The 15,704-nt window shown below is 61.4% G+C and carries 15 protein-coding genes; 4 read left to right on the forward strand and 11 right to left on the reverse strand.

The genetic code is table 11. The features are described from left to right. Positions 1-20: 20 nt before the first annotated feature. Entirely contained in the window at positions 21-821 is an 801-nt protein-coding gene (locus BLT66_RS08075) for an SDR family NAD(P)-dependent oxidoreductase (protein ID WP_092757179.1), read from the reverse strand. Between the two features lie 56 nt (positions 822-877). Between BLT66_RS08075 and BLT66_RS08080 the strand changes: the two genes are divergently transcribed. Continuing rightward, complete coding sequence (locus tag BLT66_RS08080) at positions 878-1,462, forward strand: MarR family winged helix-turn-helix transcriptional regulator (protein ID WP_176955013.1); 585 nt, start codon at positions 878-880, stop codon at positions 1,460-1,462. Between the two features lie 66 nt (positions 1,463-1,528). Here BLT66_RS08080 and BLT66_RS08085 read toward each other — a convergent pair whose 3' ends face one another. From BLT66_RS08085 to dnaA, 10 genes are all read right to left on the reverse strand, one after another. Continuing rightward, positions 1,529-1,903: a hypothetical protein gene (locus BLT66_RS08085; RefSeq protein ID WP_092757181.1), complete on the reverse strand. Its 375-nt coding sequence runs from the start codon at positions 1,901-1,903 to the stop codon at positions 1,529-1,531. Between the two features lie 43 nt (positions 1,904-1,946). Beyond that, a complete protein-coding gene (locus tag BLT66_RS08090) occupies positions 1,947-2,960 on the reverse strand; it encodes an acrylyl-CoA reductase (NADPH) (protein WP_092757182.1) in 1,014 nt (337 codons plus the stop codon). Between the two features lie 49 nt (positions 2,961-3,009). Next, positions 3,010-3,822 (reverse strand): oxidoreductase, encoded by an 813-nt coding sequence (locus BLT66_RS08095; RefSeq protein WP_092757183.1) that lies wholly within the window; start codon positions 3,820-3,822, stop codon positions 3,010-3,012. A gap of 325 nt (positions 3,823-4,147) precedes the next feature. After that, positions 4,148-4,765 carry a DUF2894 domain-containing protein gene (locus BLT66_RS08100; protein ID WP_255406833.1) on the reverse strand — a complete coding sequence of 206 codons (618 nt, stop codon included), beginning with the start codon at positions 4,763-4,765 and terminating at the stop codon, positions 4,148-4,150. Then, the gene (locus BLT66_RS08105; protein WP_092757184.1) at positions 4,762-5,421 is read right to left on the reverse strand and encodes an OmpA family protein; all 660 of its coding nucleotides are present in this window, start codon (positions 5,419-5,421) and stop codon (positions 4,762-4,764) included. The genes BLT66_RS08100 and BLT66_RS08105 overlap by 4 nt, the downstream gene beginning before the upstream one ends. After that, on the reverse strand, positions 5,418-7,979 hold the full coding sequence (locus BLT66_RS08110) for a DUF802 domain-containing protein (protein ID WP_092757185.1): 2,562 nt from the start codon (positions 7,977-7,979) through the stop codon (positions 5,418-5,420). Before BLT66_RS08110 ends, BLT66_RS08105 begins: the two co-directional genes overlap by 4 nt. Next, positions 7,976-8,797, reverse strand: coding sequence for a DUF3348 family protein (locus BLT66_RS08115; protein WP_176955014.1), 822 nt, complete (start codon positions 8,795-8,797; stop codon positions 7,976-7,978). Before BLT66_RS08115 ends, BLT66_RS08110 begins: the two co-directional genes overlap by 4 nt. A gap of 270 nt (positions 8,798-9,067) precedes the next feature. Beyond that, on the reverse strand, positions 9,068-11,689 hold the full coding sequence (gyrB, locus tag BLT66_RS08120) for a DNA topoisomerase (ATP-hydrolyzing) subunit B (RefSeq protein WP_092757187.1): 2,622 nt from the start codon (positions 11,687-11,689) through the stop codon (positions 9,068-9,070). Between the two features lie 109 nt (positions 11,690-11,798). After that, entirely contained in the window at positions 11,799-12,905 is a 1,107-nt protein-coding gene (gene dnaN, locus BLT66_RS08125) for a DNA polymerase III subunit beta (RefSeq protein WP_092757188.1), read from the reverse strand. A 95-nt stretch (positions 12,906-13,000) separates the two neighbouring features. After that, positions 13,001-14,398, reverse strand: a complete 1,398-nt coding sequence (dnaA, locus tag BLT66_RS08130) for a chromosomal replication initiator protein DnaA (RefSeq protein WP_092757189.1) — start codon at positions 14,396-14,398, stop codon at positions 13,001-13,003. Positions 14,399-14,788: 390 nt separating this feature from the next. Here dnaA and rpmH point away from each other — a divergent pair, with 390 nt between their 5' ends. The 3 genes from rpmH to yidD all read left to right on the forward strand — a co-directional run bounded on the left by rpmH (position 14,789) and on the right by yidD (position 15,701). Next, positions 14,789-14,923, forward strand: coding sequence for a 50S ribosomal protein L34 (gene rpmH, locus BLT66_RS08135; protein ID WP_092757190.1), 135 nt, complete (start codon positions 14,789-14,791; stop codon positions 14,921-14,923). A gap of 68 nt (positions 14,924-14,991) precedes the next feature. Next, positions 14,992-15,441 carry a ribonuclease P protein component gene (locus BLT66_RS08140; protein ID WP_092757191.1) on the forward strand — a complete coding sequence of 150 codons (450 nt, stop codon included), beginning with the start codon at positions 14,992-14,994 and terminating at the stop codon, positions 15,439-15,441. Then, positions 15,438-15,701, forward strand: coding sequence for a membrane protein insertion efficiency factor YidD (gene yidD, locus BLT66_RS08145; RefSeq protein ID WP_092757192.1), 264 nt, complete (start codon positions 15,438-15,440; stop codon positions 15,699-15,701). The genes BLT66_RS08140 and yidD overlap by 4 nt, the downstream gene beginning before the upstream one ends. Positions 15,702-15,704: the final 3 nt, after the last annotated feature.

Consider the following 15,704-nt stretch of genomic DNA (forward strand, 5'->3'; position numbering starts at 1 on the left):
GCAACCTTGGTTGGCTGGAATCAACCGATCTGGTAACGAGGGGCCGGCTTTCCGGCCTGGGTGCCGGCGAACAGTGCGGAGCGGGCTGCCTCGTACTTCTCCCACAGACTGGCATCGGCGACCGATGGCCAGGTGATGGTCTCGCCTTGGTCCAGGCCCGCGAGCGCCGCATCGACCATGTTTTCGGTCGTCATCAAGGTCTCTTTGTTGAGGGCCGCCAGCGGGACGCCTGACAGATCCCAGATCTCGGTGGCTGTCGATGCGGGCAGTAGCAGCTGAACCTTCACGCCAGTTTCCGCCAGCTCTTGCTGCAGGCCTCTGCTGTATTGCAATACGAAGGCCTTGGTGCCGCTGTAGATGGCGCTGATGGGCAGCGAGTGAACGGCCAGGGCGGAAGCGATGTTGATGATCAAGCCCTGGTTCCTCGCTACAAAGGCAGGCACCGCAGCTTGCGTCAGGCGTGTCAGTGCTGTGATGTTGAGGGCGATCTGGGAGCCCACGTCGTTTGCTGCCATTTGGGCAGCCGGTGCCAGGCGCGCAAGACCGGCGTTGTTCACCAGGATTTGCACATCCCCATTGGTGGCCAGAATCGTCTCGATCCGCGCCACATCCTGGTCTTGGGTCAGATCGGCCACGATAGCTTCGGCTTTGATGCCGTGCGCTTTTGAAACTTGCGCGCAGAGGGCTTCCAGGCGGTCAGCGCGCCGGGCTACGAGAATAAGATCGTATCCACGCGCTGCGAGGCGGTCTGCGTAGACAGCGCCGATGCCGGAAGAAGCCCCTGTGACAAGAGCGACTTTTTTAGAACTGGGATGTGTCATTGATAGCTTTCCAATAAAATTGAGTGCTCAACTAAATAAGTTGAGGGCTCAAATGTATGGCCAATCATGCGCAATCCAAAAATAGTGCAGTACTAAACCATTTTGAAAATATGGGAATTACCAAGGACCTTATGGACGTGAAGAACAGCCCGGATAAGCCCGCCGCAGACGAGCAGGACATCCTGGGTGGGCGGGTCTGTACGAACACAGCGCTACGCGTTGCGGCCCGCAGACTGGGCCAGCTGTATGACGAGGCGCTTGCACCGTTGGGCCTTAAAGCCACACAGCTCGCACTCATCTCAGAAATAGACAAGCTCATGGGAGCCGATCAACAAGGGCCGACGCTGCAGGATCTTGCGACCCGGCTCGCCATCCAACTTTCTGCCCTGACCCATGCGCTCAGGCCGCTGGTGCGCGATGGAATTGTTGAGCTGCGCCAGGACGCCAAAGACAAACGAACCAAACACGGCGTTCTCACCTCGCTTGGCAAAACTTTGCTTTCAGAAGCGATGGTGGGCTGGGCTGCAGCAAACGACCAAGTGGAGGCCGTGCTGGGCCCTGCCTCGGCTGCGAACTTGCGTGCTCTGGCCGACCAGGTGGCTTCCGACGAGTTTCTGCTGGCCTATAAGGCGAAGAATTAACCGCCGGTCCCATTCGCTGCCTCGGGCAGCGCCCACTTAAGTCTTTCCGGACCGAACGAGCGCTTCCTATTGTCTGTGTCCCACACGCAGCAATGCCAGCGTGAACATGACTTCGATGGACATGGGAATCAGGATCTTTGGGGTCACATGGCCGGCCGCCAGCTCAAAACCCCCAAGTGCCGTCAACATCAAACAGGAAACTACCAAGCCCGTGGTCAACGCAGATCGAGCCGGTGAGGGCTCCGCATTCCTGGCCAGAAAGAACATGACGGCGATGCCCGCAAATAGTGCAGCCGCGCGCCGACACACAACGCTGACGGACAGCGTGAGTTCTAGACCCCAGTCTGCCAACATGACATTGGGCGCAAACATCAACGTAGCCGCCAAGGTGAAGAAGCTCAGTGCGATCAGAATTGCGACCCTTTGAAAATTCAATTTCATAGCGTCGCCCGCCCTGTTGCCGTTTTTGAAGATGTCGACATCGTTAAATCCCTTTAGTCGAATGGGATAGGCCGGCGTTGACGTCAACGACGGTACGGCCCTGGACTTTTCCTTCGAACAATCGCTCAACGATTGTGGGCACTTCTGCGAGACCAACAACCTGTGTTGTTCGGGCGAGCTTGTCCAAATCCAGGTCCCGCGCCAACCGTGACCAAGCTTCGATGCGCATTTGTTGGGGGGCATTGACCGAATCGATGCCGGCCAGCGTCACATTGCGCAGGATGAAAGGCAGCACCGAGGCCCGCAGATCCATGCCTTGGGCCAGGCCGCAAGCGGTGACCACGCCGCGGTACTTTGTCTGTGCCAGCACGTTGGCCAGCGTGTGGCTGCCAACCGAGTCGACGGCACCGGCCCACTTCTCGCTGGCAATGGGTGCCCCAGGCTCCGAAAGCGTCCGGCGATCGATGATGTCGTCGGCCCCCAGGCTGCGCAGATATTCGCTTTCCTCCAGCCGCCCGGTGGAGGCAACCACCCGGTAGCCGAGACCGGACAGCAGGGCTATGGCGATGGAGCCGACGCCGCCATTGGCGCCCGTCACGAGAATGTCGCCATGCTGGGGTGTGAGCCCGCCATGCTCAAGCGCCAGTACCGACAGCATCGCCGTGTACCCCGCTGTTCCGATAGCCATCGCGTCTTTGGTGGACAAAGCTGCCGGGAGCTTGACCAGCCACTCACCTTTCACGCGCGCCTGCTGCGCATAGCCACCGTGATGCGTTTGGCTCAAGCCCCAGCCATTGGCGACGACGCGGTCGCCAGCAGCGATGCCGGGGTAGGACGAAGTCTTGACCGTGCCGGCGAAGTCGATGCCAGGAATCAAAGGGAACTGACGAATCACGTCCGCGCGGCCGGTAATGGCCATCGCGTCCTTGTAGTTCACGGTGGAGTAATCGACGTCAACCACAACGTCCCCGGGCATGAGGTCCGGTTCGCTCAGCGATACCACGCTGGTCGTAATCTTGTCACCAGTCTTGCTCGCGAGTAGTGCTTGGAATGTCATCGTTTTCTTTCAAATGAACGGTTGTAAAAAATAAGAAACGGCTAGCTGCCTATGCGTCGAGCCGCAGGTTTTTACGCACTCCGGCGTCCAGTACGCTTGCGGGTGCAAACCTGCGAAATAGGCGCAGGGTGTTGGCCTGGCCGGGGGTGTAATGGGTCTTGGGCTGCGCGGCCGAGACTGCCTTCAATACGATGTCGGCCACTATCTCAGGTCCGTCTGCGCCGGCAATTCCTTCCTTGAGCCGCTGATCCATTCGGGCGCGAATTTCGCGGTACATGTCCAGAGGTGTATCGGGCTGCATCTGATTCGCTTCGAACGGCGTGTTGATATAGGGGGGCTCCACTACCGAGACGCGAATGCCCTGTGTGCGCAATTCATGGTCTAGCGATTCCGAATAACCGGCGACCGCGTGCTTGGTGGCGGAATACAACGCCATATAAGGTGCGGGCAGGAAGCCCACCACTGAGCCGATGTTGATGATGCGACCACTTCCTTGGCGGCGCATATGCGGTGTCACGGTCCGGATCATCCGCACCATGCCGAAGAAGTTGGTGTCGAAGATAGCCTGGGCCTGCGCAATCGAACTCTCTTCTGCTCCGGCTGGAGCGACTCCAAAGCCAGCGTTGTTGACCAGCAGGTCGATGCGACCCTCCAGCTGGATCAGTTGCTGAACCACAGCCTCGACTGACGCATCCTGGGTCACATCGAGTGGCAGCATCTCGAACGCTCGCTGGCCCGCCTGGCCGCCGCGCCGACTGGTGCCGTACACCTTGTAGCCGGCCTTTGAAAGCTGCAGTGCAGTGGCTTCGCCTATGCCTGACGAGGCCCCTGTTACGAGGGCCACTTTGTTCTTCATGTTCATGCTGTTTTTCCTTGAGTGTGCGATATCACATGATGCGCGTAATATTTTTGAGCGAGCGAAAAATTTATGGATTTCAGTTATGTCAGGCGATGGGAAGATTTTCAGGTTAGCCGCGCATTGCCTCATCGACGGAGCAGGCTGCTTGGTCGGTGCTCTGAGTCTGTGTCTCTTATTTCGCATTATGCGCATCATACATTTTTCTGAACAAATGCGCTGTGATGTTTTGGGCGATACCGACCGTCGGAGCGGCGCAAACGCAACCGACATTAAATTTGCAGCAGCGGGGTGTCGGCTGGCGGCCTATGCGCTCCAGCCTCGCACAGACTTATTCAGCGTCGCCTTTTTTCTTCCGCCGGCTGGGTCGCGCAGACCGCGTCTGCGGAGCCCTGAGGCGCTGGCTTTCCTGATCCAGCCACAACAGGGTTTCGGCATGCGACAAAAATCTGCGCAGGTACTCGGGTGACAGCTCGCGCATCGTGGCCAGGGAGCGCAACACCAGCATGTGGGAATTCAACGGGCCCGCGTTTTCCGGGCCCCGCTTGAGGGACTGCTCCACTTGGTCAACAACAGCAAACTTGGACCACACTTCCCGGAAGCCTTGCACACTCTTCAGTTCGGGCTGGCCGCCCCAGCCAACAGGAGGTCCGTTCCCTGCCGCATCTGGTTGCGTGGCGGCGCGGATATAGGCGTTCAGCGCAGCCAGTGGCGAGCTGGGCGGGGAGCTCGATTCGGCCGCATGTGCCCGGGGCTTGCGCCCGGCATAGGCGGCCAGCGCCGTTTGCAGCTTGTCCTCCAAGATGCGCCGCACGGGATCGGGCGCAAGCTGCGCACGCTGTTGCAGGGCTTCCAGATAGCGAAAGCGCACGGGGTCCCCATGCTGCGCGCCTGCGCTGCGCAAGGACGCCAGCGCAGCCGCCGCATCGAAAGCCTCGGGCGGCATCATGGTGCCGGCGGTTTCTCGGCGGTTGAGCGGGGCACGGGCGCCATTTCCACCCGGCGGTTTTGCGCACGGCCCTTGTCGTCATCGTTCGACGCCACGGGCTGCTCGGCACCAAAGGCGGCCGCAAACACCCGCGACGAGGGCATGCCGGATTCGATCAGCGCACGCGACACAGTGAGCGCCCGCTGGGCCGACAACTCCAGGTTGTCGGTGAAATGCTGGTTGCGGTCGATGATGGGCTGGTTGTCGGTAAAGCCGCTGACCATCAGCATGTCGTCCCGCGCACCCAGGTAAACCTGCAACGGCGGCACCAGGGTCTTCAATAGTTGCCGCCCTTCGGGGCGCAGCTGGTCAGAGTTCACCGGGAACAGCACGCTGCCACTGATGCCGATGCGACCGTTGTTCAAGGTCACTCGGCCTGTCGCCAAGGGCACGGCCAGGGCTTTTTCCAGGGCCATGCGGCGCTGCTCTTCGCTCTGGCGCTTGGCCACTTCGGCCTGCAGATTGGTGACCAGGTCCATCTGCACCACCAGCACCCCGACCAGCACCAGCACAAAGGCCCCCAACAAGCCCGACATCAGGTCGCCAAACACCGCCCAGACGGGTGCGGTCTGCTCTACGCCGTCATTTCCGTCTTCCCAGTCTTCCGCGCCGGTCATCCCGCAACCCCTTCGGCGCTGCGCAGGCGGCGCATGTCTTCCACCACCGTTTGCTGCGCTGCGATGCTGAGGTCAATCACCTCGCGCGCCTGGGCCACGTAGTAGGCCAGTTGCTCGTCGCTGCGCGCCGCCGACTGCTGGATCGCGCCCTCCACACGCTGCAGGCTGTTCGCCAGTTTTTCATTCGATGCGCTGAACAGTTGCACACCGTGGCCAAAGGCTTCGCCCAGGCTGGCCAATTCCACGGCACTGCCCGTGACCTGTGCCGCCACCTGCGCGGTCTGGCTGGTGTGCGCCTCCACCGCTTGGGCAAACTGGCCGCCTGCAGCGTCCAGCACGCTGGCAGCGGATGCCACCAGCGACTCGATGGCCGTACTTTGGTCGCCTGCCGCCTGGTTAAGCGTCTGTAGCAGTGTGTCGAGTTGCGCCACCAACTGGGTGCGCTCTGCGAAAGCCTGGTTGTCGCGCTCGCTGAACCCGGCCATTTGCTGGCGCAGCTGGGCAATCACTTCTGCCGCGGCTTGGGGCGCTTCGGCGGCTGTGGCCATCAGCCGGGCCATGGGCTCTTCCAGGGCCGTGCCCAGGGTCGCCAAATGGGTCACCACGGCCGCTTGCAACTGTGCCAGCCGGTCCACTGCGACCTGGCCACGGTCGGATTCTTCGGCACGCAGTGCCGTCAACTCGGTGCGCCACAGGCCGGCCAATTGGTCCAGCCGCTCGCCCTGCTGCTGCGTCCAGCGGGCCTCTGCCTCGCTATGGGAGGCCAGCAAAGCCTCAGACCGGCCCACCAAATCAGCCACCTGTGTCAGGGTTGTTTCGGCGCGTCGGCTGGTGTGTTCCACCATTTCGCCTGCGGTCTTTTCCAGTGTTTGGCACACAGCCTGTTGCTGGGCCAGCGCCTGTTCGCCTATGGCGCGGCATTCGCTCTGCAGCGTGTGGGTGGTGGACTGCAATGCCTGCGTCCAGCCCTGCAGATGCAGCTGATCAGCCGTCGCCTGCTCCTCGCGGGACTGGCTTGCCGCGGCTTGTACCGAAGCCAGCAGCGTGCTGGAGCGGTGTTCAAACGTGTCGGCAAAGCCTTGCAGTGTGGTGTGCGAGAGATCGGCCAATTGCTCCAAGCGGTCGCCTTGTTCCTGTGTCCAGCGGGCCTCTGCGGTGGCATGGGCGGCCAACAAAGCTTCAGACCGCACGACTAGATCAGCCACCTGCGTCAGGGTTGTTTCAGCGCGTTGGCTGGTGTGTTCCACCATCTCGCCAGCGGTCTTCTCCAGCGTTTGGCACACAGCTTTTTGCTGGGCTAGGGCCTGTTCGCCCATGGCACGCCATTCGTCTTGCAGCGTATTTGTGGTGGACTGCAATGCTTGCGTCCAGCCTTGCAGATGCAGTTGGTCCGCCGCCGCCTGCTGCTCGCGGGATTGGGCGGCGGCCGCCTGTACCGACGCCAGTAGCGTGCTGGAGCGATGTTCGAACGTCTCTGCAAAACCCTGCAGCGCCGCATCGAATCGCGCCACCTGGGCTTCGCTGCTGCGCACATGGTTGTGTTGCGCGGTGGCCCAACCCTCGGACGTGCGTACGGCTGCTGCGTCCCAGCTCTGGGCCAGACCATGCAGCTGGCTTTGTGTGGCTTCAAAGACGCGCTGGTGCAGCCGAGTGGATTCCTGCGCCATCTCGGCCATCGCCGCCTGGACCACCGGTTGGATGCTGTCGCCTGCCGCGCGTGCGGCAGCGGTCAGGCTGGCTTGCAGCGAAGCGCTGACGGAGCTGGCCAGTTCGCCATACGCCCCCGACACCTCGCGGTGAAACTGGGCCTGCTGGCCCTGCAACTGCTCGCTCAACTGCTGGCTGCGGCGCTCTATGCCGTCCATCAGGGCCTGCAGGCGCTCGGCAACCTCGGGCAGTGCATGGGCCTGCAGTTGCACGGCCTTGAAGGTGTCCTGGCGCTGTTGCGCCATGGAAAACGGCCGCAAGGTAGTGGCGATGCGTGCGTCCAGCAGGCGCACTACGTCCAGCCGTTCGCGCCGGGCCATGGCCGACAGCAGGCCCAAGACCGCCGACGCCGCCACACCCGCTACCGAGGTGCCGAACGACAGGCCCAGGCCCTTGATGGGCGCAGCCAGGGCAGCGCGTATGGCGTGCAGATCGGTAGAGCCCTCCAGCGCGAACACCGCGCCCTTGAAGGTCACCACCATGCCCAGGAAGGTGCCCAGCATGCCCAGCATCACCAGCAGGCCCACCAGATACGGCGTCAACGCCAGGCCGGGCAAGGCGCTGCGCTCGCCCTCGACGCGCATGCGCACGGGGTTGCGCAGCAGCGCCGGTACACGCTCCAGCCAGGTCGGCAAATCAGCGGGCGGCTGCTCCAGCTCGGCCAGCGCGGTGGACAGCGATGCCGTGTCGGACCTGTAGCGGCGAAGCTCCAGCGCCCCCAGCAGGTACACCCCGGCGATCACCCCGGTGACGGCCAGCGCCAGCGCACTCGTGCCCACAAACCCATAGCCCACCCAGGCCACGCTCAGCAGGCCGATGGCGAAGGTGGCGGCAAAAACAAACCTATTCATACTGCGTTCTCAACTTTTTCAATATCCGTACGCGGCGCCGTAGTGGGCGCACGCTCAAGCGCGGTTTCCCGCTGGAATGCCTCTACCAGGCCCATGACCTGCTCCAGGCGCAGGTCCAGTTCGGCCAACATCACGGCCTGCTGTTCCTTGTCAAACCGGTCCAGCCATCCGCCTTCTTGGCGCCACAGGGTGGGCGCGTCTTGCTGTGGGTGGGTCGTGCGCAACTGCTCGAACCGGCTCTTCAGTAGTGCCGGGATGGTCGCCAGCAACTTCTGCTCGCGCGCTGCCAGCATTTGCTCCCACACGGCGTCCAGCGCGGCCAGCTGCCGCAAGCTGGGCGACACGGCGGCCACGGCTTCGCGCACGTTCACGCGCAAGGGCGGCAGCATCAAATCCATCTGGCGTTGCAGGTCCAGATGGCGCTGGCGAAATACTGCGTAGTCGGCCACCGTTTCTTCGGGTGCGGCCGGCATCGCCATAGGCAAAGGCTCGGGGGTACGCCCCCGCCGCCGGCTGGCACCCGCATCGGCCACCGCCACCGGCTTGGTGGTGATGGCGTAGACCAGGACCTGGCGCACCTGCTGCACCTGTGCGGCGACATCCACGCTGTGGCCCATGCGCGCCGGCTTGCCTGCGGGCTGGGGGGCTGCACGCATGGTGTGTATCGCCTGCAGCGCGCCGCGCAGTGTCACCGCGTCGAATACGCCCAGCAGCACGCTCAGCTGCTCGGCAGAATCCACGCTAGCGCCTGCCTTGCCGACGGAGGCCGGGTCACCAAGCAGGCGAACAAGTTTGGAACTGCTGAAGTTCGTGCGCAAAAAAGATTCCTTTGCACCCAGGAGGTAGCGGCAATGGGGCCCAATGTGGTTGCATGGGGGCTGTAGCCACGTGTACACGTCGCCTGCCAATATCCATTAACGATGGAGCCAGTGGGCGTGGGCTCGGCGGACTTGCCGCGGCCCATGATGAAAACACCTTGCGCGTAGCGCTTGTAGCCCTGGCAGCATTCCGGCAGAAGCGTCCTAAGACGCTCTACAAAATTTGCAAATTATGAGAATTTTTGCAATATTTTTGAGAGCCTACAAACCTTAAACGTCAATATTCCCCGCCCGCAGCGCATTGGTTTCAATGAATTCCCTGCGCGGCTCCACTTCATCCCCCATCAGCATGGTGAACACGCGGTCGGCCTCGATGGCGTCGTCGATCTGTACGCGCAGCAGGCGGCGCACCGTGGGGTCCATCGTGGTTTCCCAGAGCTGGGCGGGGTTCATTTCGCCCAAGCCTTTATAGCGCTGGCGGCTGGTGGCGTGCTCGGCTTGGGCAATCAGCCAGGCCATGGCTTGGCGGAAGTCGGTGACTTTTTCTTCCTTCTGGCGTTCGCCCTCGCCGCGCTGCACTTTGGCGCCTTCGGACAGGAGGCCGCGGAAGGTGTTGGCGGCTTCGGCCAGGGCGGCATAGTCGGCGCCGTGTACGAAGTCCTGGGTCAGCACGCTGCTCTTGATGTTGCCGTGGTGGCGACGGCTGATGCGCAGGATGGGTTTATCGGTGCGCACATCGAATTCACCCGCCACTTCGGCGCCGCTGCCCAGCTCCAGCAGGCGCGTTTGCAGCGCTGTTGCGGAGGCTTCGGCATCGGCCACGGTGTCGAGGTTCAGGGCCACGCCGTCGGCGATGGCGCGCAGGGCTTCGGCATCCATGAAGTTCTGCAGGCGTGCGATGACGGCCTCGGCCAGCTGGTGCTTGCGCGCCAGTTCGGCCAGGGTGTCACCGCTGAGGGTGGTGCCGTTGTCGCCACCGGTGTAGACCGCGGCGTGGACCAGGGCGATGCGCAGCAGGAAGCCGTCGAGTGCGCTCGCGTCCTTCAGGTACAGCTCTTCCTTGCCGGCCTTGACCTTGTACAGCGGCGGCTGGGCGATGTAGATGTGGCCGCGCTCGACCAGCTCGGGCATCTGGCGGTAGAAGAAGGTCAGCAGCAGGGTGCGGATGTGGGCGCCGTCAACGTCCGCGTCGGTCATGATGATGATGCGGTGGTAGCGCAGCTTGGCGACGTTGAAGTCGTCGTTGCCGGTGGTACCGCCGGCCTTGCCGATGCCGGTGCCGAGTGCGGTGATCAGCGTCAGGATTTCGTTGCTGGTCAGCAGCTTCTCATAACGGGCTTTTTCGACGTTCAGAATCTTGCCGCGCAGGGGCAGGATGGCCTGGAATTTACGGTCGCGGCCCTGCTTGGCGGAGCCGCCGGCGGAGTCGCCCTCGACGATGTAGATCTCGCACATCGCCGGGTCTTTTTCCTGGCAGTCAGCCAGCTTGCCGGGCAGGCCCATGCCATCGAGCACGCCTTTGCGGCGCGTCATGTCGCGGGCCTTGCGCGCAGCTTCGCGGGCACGGGCGGCTTCGATGATCTTGCCGACGATGATCTTGGCATCGGCCGGGCGTTCCTGCAGGTAGTCGTAGAGCAGCTTGCTGACGATGTCTTCCACCGGGCCGCGCACTTCGCTGGAGACCAGCTTGTCCTTGGTCTGGCTGCTGAACTTGGGTTCGGGTACCTTGACGGACAGCACGCAGGTCAGGCCTTCGCGCATGTCGTCGCCGGTGACTTCGACCTTGGCTTTTTTGGCGACTTCGGTGTCGTCGATGTACTTGTTGATGATGCGCGTCATGGCCGCGCGCAGGCCGGTCAGGTGGGTGCCGCCATCCCGCTGCGGGATGTTGTTGGTGAAGCACAGCACCTGCTCGTTGTAGCCGCTGTTCCACTGCATCGCCACTTCGACGCCGATGTTGGTGTTCTGGTCGCTCTGGCGGTCGCCCATGGCGTGGAAGATGTTGGGGTTCAACACCGTCTTGCCCTTGTTGATGAAGTTCACAAAGCCCTTGACGCCACCGGCACCCGAGAAGTCGTCTTCCTTGCCGCTACGCTCGTCCTTCAGGCGGATCTTCACGCCGTTGTTCAGGAAGCTGAGTTCGCGCAGGCGCTTGCTCAGGATTTCGTAGTGGAAGTCGTTGTTCTCTTTGAAGATCTCGGTGTCGGGCAGGAAGTGCACCTCGGTGCCGCGCTTCTCGGTGTCGCCAATGATCTGCATGGGCGAGACTTCGATGCCGTCCACGGATTCCAGCAGGCGGTTTTGTACAAAGCCCTTGCTGAACTCCATCACATGGATCTTGCCGTCGCGGCGGATGGTCAGGCGCAGCATTTTGGACAGCGCGTTCACGCAGCTCACGCCCACGCCGTGCAGGCCGCCAGACACCTTGTAGCTATTCTGGTTGAACTTGCCGCCAGCGTGCAGCTCGGTCAAGGCGATTTCAGCGGCCGAGCGTTTGGGCTCGTGCTTGTCGTCCATCTTGATGCCGGTGGGGATGCCGCGGCCGTTGTCGACCACGCTGATCGAGTTGTCCGAGTGGATGGTGACCAGGATGTCGTCGCAATGGCCGGCCAGCGACTCGTCGATGGAGTTGTCCACCACCTCGAACACCAGATGGTGCAAGCCGGTGCCGTCCGAGGTGTCGCCGATGTACATGCCCGGGCGCTTGCGCACCGCCTCCAGCCCTTCCAGGATCTGGATCGAACCTTCGCCGTAGGCTTCGGTGGCGCCGGCCTGGTTGGTGTCGATCGTTGGCTGAAAGTTGGAGCTATCTGCGCTGTCGCCGGTGTTCACCGCTTCCATGGATTCGGCATCGGTGGGGACGGGAGGGACGGGCTTGTTTTCTTCGGTCATGGCGTACGGTGCTTGTCTGGAACCAGGTTCCAGAGGCTGCATAATTTATAAGGTAAATCTGCCTTTTGCGCAGATAGGCTATGCGTGGGTAGCTACTATTTTTATAGTGTTAAATACGCATCGGCATGACCACGTATTTGAAGGTCTCGTTCTCGGGGATGGTCAGCAGCGCCGAGCTGTTGCCGTCGCTGAGCGAGATGGTCACCATGTCTTGCTGCATATTGGCCAAGGCATCGATCAGATAGGTCACGTTGAAGCCGATCTCGATGGTGTCGCCACCGTAATCGACGTCGAGTTCGTCCACGGCTTCTTCCTGTTCGGCATTGTTCGAGGCTACGCGCAGGCTGCCGGGTTCGACGTTCAGGCGCACGCCCTTGAACTTGTCGCTGGTCAGGATGGCGGTGCGCTGCAGGCTGGACAAGAACGCCTGGCGGCCCAGGGTGATGTGGTTCTGCTGGTTCTTCGGGATCACGCGGTTGTAATCGGGGAACTTGCCCTCGACAAGCTTGGTGACGAACTCCATGCCGTCAAAGCTGAACTTGGCCTGGTTGTTGGCAAACTGCATCTCGATCGCGCCTTCGGCGTCACTCAGCAGACGCTGCATTTCCAGCACGGTTTTGCGCGGCAAGATCACTTCCTGCTTGGGCACTTCCACGTCCAGCGCGGCCGATGCGAAAGCCAGGCGGTGGCCGTCGGTGGACACCAGGCTGAGCTGCGTGCCTTCGGCGACGAACAGAATGCCGTTTAAGTAGTAGCGGATGTCATGCACGGCCATGGCGAACGACACCTGGCTGAGCAGCGCCTTCAACACCTTTTGTGGGACGCTGAAGGCCGGGCCAAAGTTGGCGGCTTCTTGCACCAGCGGGAAGTCTTCGGCCGGCAGGGTTTGCAAGGTGAACTTGCTCTTGCCGCCCTTGAGTATCAGTTTGTTCTGGCTGGACTCCAGGCTCACGGTCTGGTCAGACGGCATGGTGCGCAGGATGTCGATCAGCTTGCGGGCACCCACGGTGGTGCTGAAGTCGCCGGCATCGCCATCCAGCTCGGCGCTGGTGCGGATCTGGATTTCCAGGTCGCTGGTGGTCAGCTGTACCGTGGCACCGGTTTTGCGCAGCATCACATTGGCCAGAATCGGCAAAGTATGGCGCCGTTCGACGATACCCGCCACCGACTGCAGAACCGCGAGCACCTTGCTTTGTGTTGCCTTCAAAACGATCATGTCAACCCCATGTGTATATAAATGAGCCTTGCGAGAAACCAGCGCGTCGGTTTCGACCAACACGTGATTTTCCCTGTTTTTACCTGCACTTTTGGCTAGCCTTTAAGGGTTTGCTCCAGCACGTGCAATTGCTGGTTCAGCTCGGTGAGCTGTTGGCGTTCGCCGCCAATCTTGCGGACGGCGTGCAACACCGTCGTATGGTCACGGCCGCCGAACAGTTCGCCGATCTCGGGCAGGCTTTTTTGCGTCAGCTCCTTGGCCAGGTACATCGCAATCTGGCGCGGCCGGGCAATCGAAGCCGGGCGCTTCTTGGAGTACATGTCGGCGACCTTGATCTTGTAGTAGTCGGCCACGGTCTTCTGGATGTTTTCCACCGAAATCTGCCGATTCTGGATGGATAACAAGTCACGCAGGGCTTCGCGCGCCAGCTGGATCGACATTTCCTTCTGGTTGAAACGCGAATAGGCCAGGCATTTGCGCAGCGCGCCTTCGAGCTCGCGCACGTTGGAGCGCACATTCTTGGCCACGAAAAACGCCACTTCCTCGGGCATTTCGGTACCTTCGGCGCGTGATTTGTTGATCAGAATTGCGACGCGCATCTCCAGCTCGGGTGGCTCTATGGCCACCGTCAAACCCGAATCGAAGCGTGATACCAGGCGTTCGTGGATGTCGGCCAGACCCTTGGGATAGGTGTCGCTGGTCATCACGATGTGCGACTTCTTGGTCAGCAAGGCTTCGAAGGCGTTGAAGAACTCTTCTTGCGTACGGTCCTTGTTGGCGAAGAATTGCACGTCGTCAATCAGCAACAGATCCAAGGAGTGGTAGCGCTCCTTGAATTCGTCAAAAGTCTTGCGCTGGTAGGCCTTAACCACATCTGAAACGAATTGCTCCGCATGGATGTAGAGAACTTTGGCATCCGGCCGGTCGGCCAGCAGGCGGTTGCCTACGGCATGCATCAAATGCGTCTTGCCCAGGCCTACGCCGCCGTAGATGAACAGCGGGTTGTACAGCTGGCCGGGCGTGCCTGAAACGTGCATCGCGGCGGCGCGCGCCATGCGGTTTGCCGTACCTTCGACCAGGGTGTCAAAGGTCAGCGCGGTGTTCAGGCGGTTTTTAAACTGGGCCAGAGCCGGGTCTTCGCCCACCGGCGCAGCCTCGGGAATCGAGCCCACGCCTTGCGAGACCAGCGCCGTTGCGTGTGTACGCACCTGTGCTTCCCGCGGAGTGAGGACTAACTCGAGCGGAATGGTTTGGCCATACAGCTTCTCCAGCAGGACGCCGATGCGGCCTACGTATTGCGCGCGAATCCAATCCAGCTTGAAGCGGTTGGCGACAAACAAGGTTACTTTGGAAAAGTCATCGTGCACCTGGGCCACCAGGGGCTTGATCCAGGTATTGAACTGCTGCTCTGGCAGTTCCTGGGCCAACTGTTCTACGCAGGCTTGCCAGAGGCTGTGGCCGGCGCCGGTGTTGGCTGGGGTTCCCTCGGTCATTATGGGGGCTTCTACTTCTGTGGATAAATTAGGGATCGGCGAACCGACCATTGTAATTTATCCCGCCCTTATCCACAATTTGGCGGCAATGGCTTATGCGCCGGCCAGGCCCGCACTTTAACGCCATGCGCCTTGCCAGGGTCCGAATTATTTGCCATAATGCCGGGTTTCCCTGACTAAATTCATCTCGCCAGCTTTTCGGGCTACACGCTACGAAAGCGGGAAAAGATGGATTGCTTGGCTTGGCGTAGTACTGTAGTTAGTACTGCGGCAGTCATGATTTCAGGGCCAATCTAGGGGCTTTATTTAAGCTGAAGCCCTCATTTTTCGGCAATTGTCCCTGGGGTTCGCTTGGGGGGTCGCTGAACCGAACTCTTCTAGGATGTCATCATGAAACGCACTTACCAACCGTCGAAAATCAAGCGTGCCCGCACCCATGGTTTCATGGTCCGCATGAAAACCCGCGGCGGCCGTGCTGTCATCAACGCACGCCGCGCCAAAGGCCGCAAGCGTCTGGCTGTCTAAGTCCGCGCCTCGGTTGGCGCGCATCTCCGCTCCCGATTTCTTGTTGTGACTTCGGCCCATCCTCTGCCGTGCAGCGACTAAAAACGCGCGCGCAGTTCCAGGCCGTGCTGGCAGGTCATACGGTTGCGCGTACGGCGCACTTTGCGCTGCACCGCGCAGCGCTAGATGTGTGTGCTGTGCCGACCCCAGCTGCTGCCAAGCCAATGCCATCTTCCACAGGGCCCGAGTCCACGCGACCGCAGGCCCTGTTTGGCGTAGAGGGCGTCTGGCTGGGTGCCATGGTGCCCAAGCGCTGGGCCAAACGGGCGGTGACGCGCAATGCCATCAAGCGCCAGATCTACCAAGTGAGCCAGGCTTTTGAACCCCGCTTTCCGCAGGCAGCCCATGTGGTGCGCTTGCGCAGCGTGTTCGACCGCAAGCTGTTCATCAGCGCCACCTCTGACCAGCTCAAGCAGGCTGTCCGCTCCGAGCTGGAGCAGCTGTTTGGCCGGGCCGTCACCGGGGTGACATCGGCATGATGCAAGCTCTGCTGATGGGCGTGGTGCGCGGTTACCGCCTACTGTTGAGCCCATGGTTGGGTTCGGCCTGCCGATTCGAGCCTACCTGCTCGGTGTATGCGCTGCAGGCCCTGGAGCGGCACGGTGCTGCCGGCGGCTCTTATTTAACATTGCGTCGGTTGGCGCGTTGCCAACCCTGGTGTGACGGTGGGCATGACCCATTGCCGCAAGACAGTCCCCGGCTTTTCGGCCATCTGCTTTCCTCTTCTTCACATAAGTAGCCC

This window comes from Rhodoferax sp. OV413, from assembly GCF_900104385.1.
GTDB lineage: Bacteria > Pseudomonadota > Gammaproteobacteria > Burkholderiales > Burkholderiaceae_C > Rhodoferax_B.